Genomic DNA, 13,235 nt, shown 5'->3' on the forward strand with positions numbered 1-13,235 from the left:
ATGCAGATCCAGCCCCGCCGCCCCGAATACGATGTCTGCATTGTTGGCTCCGGCGCCGGCGGCGCCATGGCCGCATATGAACTCACACGGCAGGGCGCGCGTGTGGTGATGCTCGAAGCCGGACCATGGTGGGACAACACCAAGGATTCGTCGATGCTCAAGATGCCGTACGATACGGCACGTCGCGGCGGCAGCACGCCGGAGCGGCAATTTGGCGAGCACGATGCCTGTCTGGGTGGGTGGGATATTCCCGGCGAACCGTACACGGTCGCCGAAGGCTCGCAGAATTTCCGTTGGTGGCGCGGACGCATGCTGGGCGGACGCACCAATCACTGGGGGCGCATCTCATTGCGTTTCGGGCCGCATGACTTCAAGGCCAAGAGTCGTGATGGCCTTGGTGACGACTGGCCGATCGGGTACGACGACATCAAGCCATACTACGATCGTGTGGACCGGCTGGTGGGCATCTTCGGCAGCAATGAAGGGCTGGAGAACCATCCCGATGGTGAATTCATGCCACCGCCGGAACCCCGCTGCTACGAGAAGCTGGTGCAGCGTGCCTCCAAGAAACTCAATGTGACCTGCATTCCGGCTCGGCTCTCGATCATCACCAAGCCGCTCGGCATGCGCGCGCCGTGTCATTACTGCGGGCAGTGCAACCGCGGATGCATGACGAACTCCAACTTCACCGCGCCGAATGTGTTGCTGTTCCCGGCGCAGAAAACAGGGCGTCTCACCATTCTGAGCAATGCGATGGCGCGTGAGGTGACGGTGAACGACGCCGGCCTCGCCACCGGGGTGAGTTACATCGACAAGAAGACCGGGCGGGATGAACATGTGCGCGCCAAGGTGGTGGTGCTGGCCGCATCGAGTCTCGAGTCGAGTCGCATCATGCTCAACTCGAAGTCTTCACGATTCCCTGATGGCATCGGCAATTCCAGCGGCGTGGTGGGACGCTACATCACCGATTCCACCGGCACCGATGTGGCTGGGTATATCCCTGCGCTGGAAGGCATGCCCCGGCACAACTGCGATGGGGTGGGCGGTGGCCATGTGTACATGCCGTGGTGGCTGGACAACAAGAAGCTCGACTTCCCGCGGGGGTACCACATCGAAGTGTGGGGCGGGTACGGCATGCCGAGCTACGGGTTCATGGGCGGCATTCAGCGCTATCCGGACGGTGGTGGTTACGGTGCCTCCCTCAAGGAGAGCTATCGCAAGTACTGGGGCACGACCATCGGGTTTTCGGGACGTGGCGAAATGATCCCCAACGAGAAGTCGTATGCCGAACTCGATCCCGAACGGCGTGATCAGTGGGGCATCCCGGTGCTGCGGTTCCATTGGCAGTGGACGGATCATGAGTACAACCAGGTGAAGCACATGCAGGAGACGTTTCGGGCGTTGATCGCCGAAATGGGCGGCACCGTGTTCAATGCCATGCCGAGCAAGGAGCAGGGCTACGGTATCGCGACGGGTGGATCGATCATCCACGAACTGGGCACGGTGCGCATGGGTAGCGATGCAAAGGTGTCGGCGCTCAACAGTCAGTGTCAGGCGTGGGATTGCAAGAATCTCTTTGTCGCGGACGGTGGGTCATTCGTGTCGCAGTGCGACAAGAACCCTACCTGGACCATTCTTGCACTTTCGATGCGGGCATCAGAGTACATCACCCAGCAGCGCAAGGCGGGGGCCCTCTGATGGAACGCCGCGAGATGATGAAGCTGTTGGCCACCATGCCGATGGGTGCCTGGGCGCTTTCGCATAGTGATGTGGCCGATGCCGCCTTGCATACACACACCGTGCTCGATGAGCTGGAGCAGGCACAGCCACGGGCCGCGTTTGTGCCGAAGTTCTTTCAGCCGCTCGAGTGGCGCACCGTGCGCGTGCTGGCCGATATGGTGATCCCGCGTGATGCGCGATCGGGCAGTGCGACGGAAGCCGGTGTGCCCGAGTTCATGGACTTCGTGATGATGACGTACACGGGCAATCAGGCCCGTATGCGCGACGGATTGGGATGGCTCAACGCCGAATCGCGGGCGCGTTTTGGCAAGGCGTTCCCGGATCTCGCCGCGGCGCAGCGCACCGCGATTGTCGATGACATCGCCTGGCCCGCCAAGGCCAAGCCGGAGCACCAGGCGGGCGTCCGATTCTTCAATGCGTTCCGCGATCTGTGCGCGAATGGGTTTTTCACCAGCCGCATTGGTGTGAAAGACATCGGGTACATGGGCAATGTGCCCGTCTCTGCCTGGGCGGGTTGCCCTGCGCCGGCCAATCGCAAAGCGCTGGGGGGCGCGTGAGTCAGCGTGGGATGATGGGTCATCGTATCGCCGCCGCTCTGGCATTTGTGGCGGCGATGGTGGGTTCCGGTGTGAGTGCGCAGCGCGCGCCCATAGGTCCCGCCACCCGGTCGTATGTGCGGGTGGATACCGCTGTGGTCGCACTCACCAATGTGCGTGTCATCGACGGCACGGGCGCCGCACCGCGTGATGGGCAGACGGTGGTCATCCGCGATGGTCGCATTGCGTCCATCGGGCCGGCCGCGAGTGCCTCGATACCAGCGGGCGCGGTGACGATGGATCTGGCCGGCAAGACGGTGATCCCGGGTCTCGTGATGGTGCATGAACATCTCTACTACCCGGTGGGTGCCGGCACGTACGGCAACCTGACGGAGAGTTTCACGCGACTGTATCTGGCCGGCGGTGTGACCAGCATGCGCACCGGCGGCAACATGAACGGGATCTCGGAAATCCTGATCGGCAAATCCATCGCACGTGGCGACAAAGCCGGTCCGTGGATTGACGCCACCGCGCCGTATCTGGAAGGCCCCGGTATGGGCTTCAATCAGGTGCAGATCCTTCGTGATACGACCGACGCGCGCAAGCTCGTGGAGTATTGGGCCGATTTGGGCGCCACGTCGTTCAAGGCGTACATGAACATCTCGCGCGCCGCGCTCAAGGTCGCGGTCGATGCGGCACACAAGCGGGGACTCAAGGTCACGGGCCACCTGTGCTCCGTGACCTATCGCGAAGCGGCCGACGCGGGAATCGACGATCTGGAACACGCGTTCTTCGCGATGAATGACTTCGTGCCCAACAAGCCGGTCGATACCTGCGTGGGGCGGGGTGGTGCCGCGCAAAACACCATGGCCGCGCTCGACCCGGCCAGTCCGGAGGTGCAGGCGCTGTTCAAGTATCTGATCGACCGGAACGTGGCAGTCACCAGCACGCTCACGATCTTCGAGACGTTCACCCCTGGCCGTCCGCTGCCGCGCGGGCTCGATGTGTTGCTGCCACAATTGCGCGATGAGTATCAGCGGCGGCATGACGCCACGCAGCGCAACACGCAGTCGCCGTATCTCAAGTCGTTTGCCAAAGGTATGGCGATGGAGCGCGCGTTTGCGAAAGCCGGTGGTACGGTCATCGTGGGCACCGATCCCACGGGTGGTGGTGGGTTGGTGGCCGGATTCTCCAACCAGCGTGCCGTGGAGCTTCTGGTGGAAAGTGGCTTCTCCCCTCTCGAAGCCATTCGGATCTCCACGCTGAATGGGGCCACGTATCTCGGACGCGGTGATGTGACCGGTTCGTTGGTCCCGGGCAAGCTCGCGGACCTCGTGGTGCTCGATGGCAACCCGGTGCAGGACATCACGGCCATCCGCAATGTGGAGCTGGTATTCAAGCAGGGCGTGGGCTTCGATCCCAAGGCGCTGATCGAATCGGTGCGCGGCAAAGCGGGGCTTTGGTAGTCTCCTTTCCAGGAGTCGCACGATGAGTATGGCGCGCAGCATCCCGCGTCGCATGCTGTTGGCTGCTCTGCTGTGTTGGCCGATCGCCGCCGCGCACGCGCAACGCCGCTTTACCAACACGCAACGCTGCAGCGAGACACAACGTGCTGCAGGCTGTCTGATCGTGCTGGGTTCAGGGATGCCGGTTCCAGACCCCGATCGCGCGGGGCCCGCCTATGCGGTGGTGTTTGGTGATCGGGTGCTGTTGTTCGACGCTGGTGCCGGTGTGATGCGCCGTGCGGCGGCGGCCGGACTGCCGATCGACGGATTCACCCATGTCTTCCTGACGCATCTGCATTCCGATCACACACTTGGCTTGCCCGATGTGCTGCTCACGCCATGGGTCATGGGACGGCGAACGCCGCAGCGACTCAGTGGACCACCGGGCACGATGCGCATGGTTGACCGTATCGTCGATGCCTGGCGTGAGGATGTCGATGTGCGCGTGAGTGGACAGGAGCGCCTGCCACGTGTGCCTGGTGGAGATGTGCGCGAAATCACCGGCGGAGTGGTGTATGACAGCGCGGGCCTGAAGGTGACCGCCGTCCGTGTGCCACACGGCGCATGGTCCACAGCTTTGGCCTACGTCATCACCACCCCTACGCGCCGCCTGGTGCTGTCTGGTGACACCGGTCCCAGCCCCGAATTGCAGGCTGCCGCGCGCGATGCGGACGTGCTGGTGCACGAGACCTATCCGGAAGTGCGGCTCAAGCCCGAAGACCGTCCGGGCGGAGAAGAATGGCCGGCCTATATGCGCACCGTACACACCAGTGATCGTGAGGTGGGAGCCTTGGCCGCGGCGGCACGCGTGAAGCAGGTGGTGTTGTCGCATATCGTGCGCATGGGCGGCACAGATGACGAATTGCTCGAGGGTGTGAGGCGTGGTGGCTACAACGGCCCTGTCGCCATCGCCGCCGACCTGTCCGTGTGGTAGTTTCGAAATACCTACCTGACCAACTCTCCCGCACATCATGTCTGCCAAACGACTCGGTATCGGTTTCGTCGGCTCGGGGTTCAACGCCCGCTTCCACATGCAGGGACTGCGCTTCGTGCGTGATGCCGACGTGCTCGGCGTGTGGAGCCCGAACCAGAAGAATGCCGCGTCAGCGGCCCGCTACGCCCGTGAACTCGATGTGGGTGAGGCCAAGGCGTACAAGACCATCACCGACATGGTGGCCGATCCGGCTATCGATGCCATTTGGCTCAATGGGCCGAATCAGGCGCGCATCGAAAATGTCGAGGAGATCTGTGACGCGGTGACGTCGGGGAAGGGCACACTCAAAGGCATCGCCTGCGAGAAGCCGCTTGCCCGCACCGTGGCCGAAGCGAAGCAGGTGATCAAGCTGGTGGAGGGCGCCGGCATCATGCACGGTTACCTCGAGAACCAGTACTTCGCACCGCAGGTGGCCGTGGGACACGATCTGCTGTGGCGCCGCGGTGCGGCTACCACCGGTGCGCCGTACCTGGCACGTGCGGCAGAAGAACATGGCGGACCGCACGCACCGTGGTTCTGGAACGGTGCGCAGCAGGGCGGTGGTGTGCTGAACGACATGATGTGCCACTCCGCGCTCGTCGTACGCCAGTTGCTCACGCCACCGGGCAAGCCGCTGTCGTCATTGGCCGTGAAACGCGTCACCGGACGTATCGCGTCACTCAAGTGGTCGCGGGCCCCCTATGCGGCGCAGCTCAAGAAGTCGAGCGGCGTGGACTACACCAAGACGCCCAGTGAAGACTTTGCCAGCGTGACCATCGAGTTCGAAACGCCGGATGGCCATACGGCCATCGGTGAGGCAACCACGAGCTGGAGTTTTGTCGGACCGGGACTGCGACTCAGCGCCGAGTTGCTTGGCCCGGAGTATTCGATGCGCTGGAATACGCTCGACAGCGGACTCGATCTGTTTTTCTCACGCGCCGTGAAAGGCAAGACGGGCGAAGATATCGTGGAAAAGCAGAACGCCGAGATCGGGCAGATGCCGGTGGTGGTGAACGAAGCGATCGCGTACGGCTACGAAGCCGAAGATCGCCATTTTGTGCGCGCGTTCCTCGGCAAGGAGAAACCGCTGCTCACCTTCCAGGATGGGCTCGATGTCGTGCGCATTCTCATGCACGCCTACAAGAGTGCGGAGCTGGGCAAGACGCTGGAGTACAGCGAACGCGGTGTCGACAAATTTGTGCCGCAGGTGGCGCAGGGGACCTGGAATCCGCGCTGAGCGGTTTCGCTATGGTAGCCGTCGGTAGTTCACGTCCATCGCATCGAGCCGTGCCAGATGCGATGGCAGGCGGCGCAGGAAGTCGTTGAAGTTCCGGCGTTCCTTCCGGCTCCAGACCACCTCCGACAACGCCGAGAGCCGCGGGAACGCCATATACTCGGCGTGTTTGGGGTTGGGGATGTACTCACTCCACAGTTGGCCTTGTGCACCGAGCACATGTTTCGCTTCCGCAGCGCTGAGCTCCGAAGGAACGGGCTCGAACGCGTACGCCGAATCGAGTGGTGTGAACCCACCAATGGACAGCGGCTCCCTGGCATCCCGTGATTGCCGGTGGTCGAAGTAGGTGTAGCCGGCCGGCGCCATCACCACATCGTGGCCGGCCTTGGCTGCGGCGATGCCACCGGATGTGCCACGCCAGCTCATCACCGTGGCCTGTTCAGCCAGCCCACCTTCGAGAATCTCATCCCAGCCGATCATCCGGCGCCCCTGCGCGCTCAGGAACGTGTCCATCTGGCGGACGAACCAGCTTTGCATCTCGTGTTCGTCTTTCAGGCCGAGTGATTTGATGCGCGCCTGAATGGCGGGACTGGCTTTCCACTGCTTTTTGTCTGCCTCGTCGCCACCAATGTGAATCCATGGCGATGGAAACAGGGTGAGGACTTCGCGCAGCACATCCTGCATGAAGGCCACGGCACTGTCACTGGGAGCGAGGATGAAATCACTCACGCCAAACACCTGCATCACACCCGGTGTGGTGTCGGGTCGGCTGGAGAGAAACGGATAGGCGGTGATGGCGGCCTGTACGTGACCAGGCATCTCCACTTCCGGCACCACCGTGATCATGCGTTCGGCCGCGTAGGCCACGATTTCCCGAACGTCGTCCTGCGTGTAGAAACCGCAATGCCGACGGCCATCGAACACGCGCTTGGCCGGATCGGTGTTGTGCGAGCCGACCACCGTGGCCTCACGACAAGAGGCCACTTCCGTGAGACGCGGATACTTTTTCACCTCGAGACGCCACCCCTGATCATCGGTGAGATGCCAGTGGAATCGATTGAGCTTGTGGCGTGCCAAGAGGTCGATGTACTTGCGCACGAACTCTTTGGGCATGAAGTGCCGCGCTCCATCGAGATGCGCCCCGCGCCAGGAGAAACGTGGTGCGTCTTCAATGGACACCGCAGGAATGGCCCACACGGTGCCCGGCACCGGCGCGCGGCGATACACCGCCGGTGGCAACAACTGCTTCACCGTCTCGAGCGCGTAGAAGGCGCCAGCCGGCGCACTCGCGTGGATGATCACCTGTGATGGCGAAACCTCGAGCCGATACCCTTCAGCGGGCAGCGAGGACTGCAGGCGCAGGTGGATGCCGGCTGCGGACGTGGCCGAGCGCGTGGACACGGCTGGTTCGAAACCGAATGGGTCGGCGACATCACGGGCGAAGCGGCGAGCCACCGCGGCGAAGACCGGCGCCGCGTGCACCACGGTGGCTCGTGTGATGACATGGCGGCCTGTGCGCGCCACAAGCTGTGCCGGCTTCGGCACCAGCCCCAGCATCGACGCACCGTCCGAGGAAGCCGCAGACGATTGAGCGTGTGTGGCACGGGGCGTGGTCAGAACCAGCAACAGGGTCAACGCCAGCGCCTCAAACACACGCGATCGCCACGCCGGAGCTGATGTCACGCGCCCTCCAGGGCAAGAACGACATCCCGTACGATGGTGGGGTCGGTGGACCGTGCGTGTACCTCCGCCACACCCGTGTCGGCTACGATGTCCTGCACGTTGTCGCCGCGTACTCCACCGCCGGCCAGAATCACCAGGCGGTCGCCAGCCAATGCACGGAGTGAGCGCAACGTCGCAGCACCGGCCAATGCGGTCGGCGCATGACCGGCCGTGAGTACCAGGCCCACACCGGCCTCCAGAAGCGTGGCGAGGGCATCGGTGGCATCGGGGGTGCGATCGAACGCCCGATGAAACGCCACACGCATGGGGCCTGCCGCAGACACCAGTGCCTGCAACTGCTCGCGCTGGATATGGCCATCAGCACGCAGCGGTCCCACGACGATGCCGTCCATACCTGCCGCGCGCGCCGCCTCGATATCACGCACCATCACCGTGATATCGTCTTCGTCGTACACGAAGCTGTGCGTGTGAGGGCGGACCATCACATGGATCGGTACGCGCACCGCATCACGGCATCGCGTCATCAGACCCAGGGATGGCGTCGTGCCCCCATCCCCCGGCCCGCAGAGCTCGATGCGATCGGCACCGAATCCAACCGCCGCCGTGGCGGTGGGCACGGAATCACAGCAGGCTTCCACCAGCACTCGTCGCGTGCTGGTGGTGGGCGATGGCGCGGTCACGAGGTGGCGGTGCGCGAAGTCGAGGACGTGGGGCGGAACAGCAACAGGAATACGATGAACACCGCCAGAGCGAAGTAGGCCGCGTACTGCCAGATCGCGAGCCAATCATGCTTGAGCGCGCCGGCGGTTGGTTCGAGCACGTATTGGCTGACCACCTTGCCCGACACGGCAGCACCGATGAAGTACCCCACACCGTTGGTGATCAGATTGAGAAAGCCCTGAGCCGCCGCCCGCACTTTCGGACCCGCCCGCTCGTCGGTGTAGATCTGACCGGCCACGAAAAAGAAGTCGTAACACACGCCATGCAACAGGATGCCCAGGTAGACCAGCGGCATGACGGGCCCGCCGGCGCCATAGCCAAACGCGAAGTACCGCAGTGCCCAGGCCAACATGCCCACCAACATGATCCACTTGATGCCGAGCGAGCGCAGGGCGATCGGCAGGAGCAGCATGAAGCCGATTTCGCTCATCTGTCCGAACGTCTGGATGAACGCCGGCTCCGGTGCACCGATCTCGTTCAGGTACGGGTTGGCGAACGCGTAGTAGAACTGCAGCGGAATACACAGGAAGAACGACCCCAGCACGAAGATCACGAAGTCACGATGGCGGAGCAGTTGCAGCGCATCGAGTCCGATCGCGTCACGCAGGCTGAACGGCGCACCGGCCGCCCTGGGTGGTGTGTGTGGCAACGCCAGTGCGTACAGTCCGAGCACGATGGAGCCACCAGCCGAGAGCAGCATCGGGGTGTTGAGCGCATCCGCCTTGAGCACCTTGCCCACGACGATGCCGGCCACGATCCAGCCGATGGTACCGAGCACGCGCACGATGGGGAAATCACGCGCAGCATCGGTGATGTGGTGGAACGAGATGGAGTTGGTCAGCGACAACGTGGGCATATAGCAGAACGCATACGCGAGCAGCAGGGCATAAAAGCCCGGCCACTCGGTCTGCTGTGCCATGAAGTACATCAACACACCACCGACCAGGTGCAGGATGGCCAGCAGTTTTTCGCTCGCGAAGAAGCGGTCGGCCACGATGCCGATGAAAAACGGCGATACGATGGCCGCGATGGCGGTGGCTCCGTAGGCGGCCCCGATATTGGTGTCGGAGAAGCCGCGGGTGGAGCCGAGATACGTGCCCATCGTGACGAACCACGACCCCCAGACGAAGTACTGGAGGAACATCATGATCGACAGCCGGCCGCGCGTGCCCATTATGGCAGCTCCCGGATGCGGAGGTTGCGGAAGGCCACCCGGTCACCGTGGTCCTGCAGCGCGATGTATCCGCGGGCGGCGCGACCATACCCCGTCCAGGTGGCGAACTTGCTGGCCTGCCGGCGCGTTTCCCAATCGGGTGAGCCGAGCTCGTATTCCACAGCCTTGATGCCGTTGAGCCAATGTTCGACGTGATTGCCGTTCACGATGAGGCGGATGGCATTCCATTCGCCCACCGGCTTCACGATGCCTGCCGGCGGCGCGTGCAGCGCGTAGTTGGCGCCTGCGGACGTGAGCGGATTTTTGCCGTCGGGATGTTTGGTATCGTCGAGGATCTGCATCTCCGGTCCGCTGGTATACGAAACCTCGGACGCCGGGTCGATGCGATAGATGATGCCGCTGTTACCACCGGCTTCCACCTTCCACTCGAGTTCGAGTTCGAAGTTGGTGTACTGTTTGTCGGTGGTGAGGTCGCCGCCGGGACCTGAGCGGACCAGCTCTCCATTGATCGCGCTCCATCCAACCACCGGCGCGCCCGGCGTTTTGTAGTTGTGCCAGCCGCTGATGGCTTGACCATTGAACAGCGATACCCACGCCCCAGGCGTTGCGGTTTGTGCTGTTTGTGCTGTTTGCGCGGGCGCGGCACCGGCCCGTACCCCACCGCCTATGGCGCCACGAATGGCTGACGCATCGCCGCTGGAGGATCGGGCACCACCACCGCCACAGGCGATAAGCAGGAGGGCGGCGGACGAAATGACGAGCGGGCGTATAGGCATCGGCCGGATCTGGTGTTGAGAAAGCGGCGGGGACGGAGCGTCTCGCATCGGGATGAACCGGGAAGAGTCCCTATGCTATGGTCGGCGCTGGCCGTGCGGAAGACACGGCCACAGCTTAGAGGGCCGTCCGTCACCGTCGACGATCCCTGTCCTCAGCCATTGTCCCGTTTCCGATGACCATCGCTTCTTCTGCGACCGACGCACAGCGCTATCCGATTGGCCGGTTCGAGCGGCCGTCCGATTTTACGGCGGACCAACGTGCCGCCTTCGTGGCGCGCATCGCCGCGCTGCCCGGCAATCTGGCCGCGGCATTGGCGGGTATCAGCGACGGCGCACTCAACGCCCCCTATCGGCCCGATGGTTGGACGATCCGGCAACTGGTGCATCATGTGGCCGACAGTCACCTGAACGCCTATATCCGGCTCAAGCTGACGCTCACCGAGCATGAGCCCACGATCAAGCCGTACGATCAGGATGCCTGGGTGGAACTGGCCGACATCGACTCGGTATCGCCACAGGTCTCATTGACCATGCTCACGGCCGTGCATGAACGCTGGGTGGCCACCATGCGCGGCATGAGTGATGCCCAGTTCGAGCGTGCGTTATATCATCCCGAAAATGGCCGCATGACGCTGGATCAGATGCTCGCGCTCTATGCATGGCATGGCGACCATCATGTGGCGCATGTCGTGAACGCCCTGCGTGCGTAACGGTGGGTCGTGGGGGCCCACCGTTCCCTACGGTCGGCCTTCCCAGATCCGTCCACCATCGCCCACCGCCACCACGGCGTCGTCTCCGGGCACACCAGACAGCGCATACAGCAGATGGCGCATCGGCGTTGTGAGGGTGCGCCATGCGCTGCCGTCGTAGCGCAGCACGGCACCGCTGTCGCCGGCCGCATACACCTCGGTGCCACTGCGCCCCCACAGGGCACGCAGATCACGTGGGGTGGGCTTGCTCAGTGCGCGCCAGGCGACACCATCGTAGCGCAGTGTGGTGCCCGAATCGCCCACCGCGAAGATGTCTGTCCGGCTCGTGCCCCACACGGCGCGCAGGCGACTGGTGGTGGGCACCGGCATGGGCGTCCAGCGGCCACCGTCGAAGTGCAGTACTGTGCCTGAATCACCGACCGCGTAGAGGTCGCTGGCGTCCGGCCCCCAGACCGCGCGCAGGAAGCGCTGCGTGCCACTCGCCTGTGGACTCCACCCGGCACCATTCGAGCGGAAAATGCTGCCACGCTCACCGACGATGACATGTTGTCCGTTGCCACTCCAGACGGCGCGCAACACGTACAACGTGGGGGGGGCATCCTTACGCCAGGTCGCGCCATCGTAGCGCAGGATGGAGCCCGTGTCGCCCACCGCCACGATATCCGACGGACCGTTGCCGCTGATGCCATAGAGATCGTGCGCCGGTGGCACCGGTTCGAGTGCCCACATCTGTCCCTGTCGACGGAACACGGTGCCACCCAATCCCACGGCAAACGTCGCTCCGCCGGTGGCACCCCAGGTTGCCAGCAGCGGCGGGTCCGTGAGTTCCGTGGTCGCCGTGGCCAGCAGGCCCGGACCACGCAAACGCACCATCGTGCCATACCAGCCGGTGATGCGGAGATCGCCGTTGCCGCGACGGGTGATCGCTCGCAGGTTCTGCCCATTGCCGATGGTCAAAGCGCGCCAGGTCGTACCATCGAAATGGTAGGTCGCGCCGTTGTTGCCCACCGCGTACACATCGTTGAATTCCCGGCCGCGAATCGCAAACAGATTGGCCGCGCCCGGCGTGCTCATCGCCGTCCAGCCTGACCCATCGTAGCGCACGATGGAACCACCGACGCCCACCGCAAACACGTTGTTCTCGCTGGTGCCCCACACATCGAAGTAGGGCATGCCGTCGGGAGAGGCCATGCGGCGCCACGCGAAACCATCGTAACGCAGCAGCGTGCCATTGTTGCCCACGGCATACAGCGCGTTGGTGCTCGCGCCCCAGATGCCCCACAGCTCGTCGCCCACACCACTGACCATCGGCTCGAGGGTGGCCCCGTTCCAGCGGAGGATGGTGCCACGGTCGCCGGTGATGTACACCTCGTTCGACGACAGCCCCCACACCTCGAGCAGGGTACCGGTGACGTTGCTGGTGATCCGGCGGAAGGTGTTGCCGTCACCGCGCATGATCAGGCCACCGGATCCCACCAGCCAGATGTCGGTGGGGGCGGCGCCCCAGACACCCACCACCGTCTCATTGTGCCCCAGCGAGACGTATTCCCACGGGCCGTCATTGCGCGAGCGCAGCAGGCCGCCGTTTTGCCCCACGGCATACGTACTGCCCGCGCCATCGTCCCAGATGCCGAGGAACGTCACGTCGGTCAGGCCAGGTCGCGCGGCACGCCACTGGGCGAGGCCGGGCGTGGCCGCGCTGATCGTCACCGGCACCGACGCGGCAACGGATCCGGTGGTCGCGGCGGCGGTGAGCTGGGCGTTGCCGGGTGAGACACCGCGAACGGTCCCACGTGCATCCACCGTGGCAACGGTGGGCGCGTCGGTACGCCAACTCACCACGGGATTCGCGATGAGCTGGCCGACGCTGTCACGTGCCTCCACCGTCAGCGTGCGCTCCTGGCCGGCCTGTAAGTTCACGGAGGCGGGGCTCACGATCAAAGACGCGATGCGCGCATGCGAGGGCTCCACGATCGGAGCCACACCTTTGTCATCGCGGCAGGCGCTCAGCATCAACGCGCCCAGTACCATCGGCCACAGCGCGCGCCGCACGGGCCGTATGGCGGATTCGGTACGGGACCGCAGCCCGGTGCCCTGGAGAAGGAAACTGGTCATTGAGCGGAGCCTAGTCCCCCAAACCCTGTCCCCGCAACGCCCACGTCGTACCTTGGAAGCCATCGCGTC

General features: G+C 63.9%; 11 protein-coding genes. 6 read left to right on the forward strand and 5 right to left on the reverse strand.

Annotation, left to right across the window (positions count from 1 at the left end):
- Genes GAU_RS05495 through GAU_RS05515 form a run of 5 tightly spaced genes read left to right on the forward strand, consistent with a single transcriptional unit; the run spans nucleotide 1 to nucleotide 5,991 of the window.
- Nucleotides 1-1,698: a GMC oxidoreductase gene (locus GAU_RS05495; RefSeq protein ID WP_012682566.1), complete on the forward strand. Its 1,698-nt coding sequence runs from the start codon at nucleotides 1-3 to the stop codon at nucleotides 1,696-1,698.
- On the forward strand, nucleotides 1,698-2,297 hold the full coding sequence (locus tag GAU_RS05500) for a gluconate 2-dehydrogenase subunit 3 family protein (protein WP_012682567.1): 600 nt from the start codon (nucleotides 1,698-1,700) through the stop codon (nucleotides 2,295-2,297). Before GAU_RS05495 ends, GAU_RS05500 begins: the two co-directional genes overlap by 1 nt.
- Before the next feature lie 11 nt (nucleotides 2,298-2,308).
- Nucleotides 2,309-3,742, forward strand: coding sequence for an amidohydrolase family protein (locus tag GAU_RS05505; protein ID WP_052574255.1), 1,434 nt, complete (start codon nucleotides 2,309-2,311; stop codon nucleotides 3,740-3,742).
- 22 nt (nucleotides 3,743-3,764) lie between these two features.
- On the forward strand, nucleotides 3,765-4,715 hold the full coding sequence (locus tag GAU_RS05510; RefSeq protein ID WP_012682569.1) for an MBL fold metallo-hydrolase: 951 nt from the start codon (nucleotides 3,765-3,767) through the stop codon (nucleotides 4,713-4,715).
- 37 nt (nucleotides 4,716-4,752) lie between these two features.
- Nucleotides 4,753-5,991, forward strand: a complete 1,239-nt coding sequence (locus tag GAU_RS05515) for a Gfo/Idh/MocA family protein (protein ID WP_012682570.1) — start codon at nucleotides 4,753-4,755, stop codon at nucleotides 5,989-5,991.
- Nucleotides 5,992-6,000: 9 nt separating this feature from the next.
- Here the strand turns inward: GAU_RS05515 and GAU_RS05520 are convergent, their stop codons facing one another.
- The 4 genes from GAU_RS05520 to GAU_RS05535 are packed head-to-tail and all read right to left on the reverse strand — an operon-like array spanning nucleotide 6,001 to nucleotide 10,341.
- Nucleotides 6,001-7,671 carry a beta-N-acetylhexosaminidase gene (locus GAU_RS05520; RefSeq protein ID WP_012682571.1) on the reverse strand — a complete coding sequence of 557 codons (1,671 nt, stop codon included), beginning with the start codon at nucleotides 7,669-7,671 and terminating at the stop codon, nucleotides 6,001-6,003.
- Nucleotides 7,668-8,351: a copper homeostasis protein CutC gene (locus tag GAU_RS05525; protein ID WP_012682572.1), complete on the reverse strand. Its 684-nt coding sequence runs from the start codon at nucleotides 8,349-8,351 to the stop codon at nucleotides 7,668-7,670. The genes GAU_RS05520 and GAU_RS05525 overlap by 4 nt, the downstream gene beginning before the upstream one ends.
- Nucleotides 8,348-9,565 (reverse strand): nucleoside permease, encoded by a 1,218-nt coding sequence (locus tag GAU_RS05530; RefSeq protein WP_012682573.1) that lies wholly within the window; start codon nucleotides 9,563-9,565, stop codon nucleotides 8,348-8,350. The genes GAU_RS05525 and GAU_RS05530 overlap by 4 nt, the downstream gene beginning before the upstream one ends.
- Nucleotides 9,565-10,341, reverse strand: a complete 777-nt coding sequence (locus GAU_RS05535) for a 3-keto-disaccharide hydrolase (RefSeq protein ID WP_052574257.1) — start codon at nucleotides 10,339-10,341, stop codon at nucleotides 9,565-9,567. The genes GAU_RS05530 and GAU_RS05535 overlap by 1 nt, the downstream gene beginning before the upstream one ends.
- A 173-nt stretch (nucleotides 10,342-10,514) precedes the next feature.
- On the opposite strand from GAU_RS05535, the gene GAU_RS05540 reads away from it, so the two are divergent.
- Entirely contained in the window at nucleotides 10,515-11,051 is a 537-nt protein-coding gene (locus GAU_RS05540; RefSeq protein WP_012682575.1) for a YfiT family bacillithiol transferase, read from the forward strand.
- 27 nt (nucleotides 11,052-11,078) lie between these two features.
- Here GAU_RS05540 and GAU_RS05545 read toward each other — a convergent pair whose 3' ends face one another.
- Nucleotides 11,079-13,166: an Ig-like domain-containing protein gene (locus tag GAU_RS05545; protein WP_041265293.1), complete on the reverse strand. Its 2,088-nt coding sequence runs from the start codon at nucleotides 13,164-13,166 to the stop codon at nucleotides 11,079-11,081.
- Between the last annotated feature and the right edge of the window lie 69 nt (nucleotides 13,167-13,235).

Source organism: Gemmatimonas aurantiaca T-27 (assembly GCF_000010305.1).
Lineage (GTDB): Bacteria > Gemmatimonadota > Gemmatimonadetes > Gemmatimonadales > Gemmatimonadaceae > Gemmatimonas > Gemmatimonas aurantiaca.

Excerpts from the sequence above, each read along its gene's own strand:
- GAU_RS05505 (WP_052574255.1), top strand. The coding sequence starts at position 2,309 with ATGATGGGTCATCGTATCGCCGCCGCTCTGGCATTTGTGGCGGCGATG.
- GAU_RS05515 (WP_012682570.1), top strand. The coding sequence starts at position 4,753 with ATGTCTGCCAAACGACTCGGTATCGGTTTCGTCGGCTCGGGGTTCAAC.
- GAU_RS05500 (WP_012682567.1), top strand. The coding sequence starts at position 1,698 with ATGGAACGCCGCGAGATGATGAAGCTGTTGGCCACCATGCCGATGGGT.
- GAU_RS05540 (WP_012682575.1), top strand. The coding sequence starts at position 10,515 with ATGACCATCGCTTCTTCTGCGACCGACGCACAGCGCTATCCGATTGGC.
- GAU_RS05510 (WP_012682569.1), top strand. The coding sequence starts at position 3,765 with ATGAGTATGGCGCGCAGCATCCCGCGTCGCATGCTGTTGGCTGCTCTG.
- GAU_RS05495 (WP_012682566.1), top strand. The coding sequence starts at position 1 with ATGCAGATCCAGCCCCGCCGCCCCGAATACGATGTCTGCATTGTTGGC.
- GAU_RS05535 (WP_052574257.1), bottom strand. The coding sequence starts at position 10,341 with ATGCCTATACGCCCGCTCGTCATTTCGTCCGCCGCCCTCCTGCTTATC.
- GAU_RS05545 (WP_041265293.1), bottom strand. The coding sequence starts at position 13,166 with ATGACCAGTTTCCTTCTCCAGGGCACCGGGCTGCGGTCCCGTACCGAA.
- GAU_RS05530 (WP_012682573.1), bottom strand. The coding sequence starts at position 9,565 with ATGGGCACGCGCGGCCGGCTGTCGATCATGATGTTCCTCCAGTACTTC.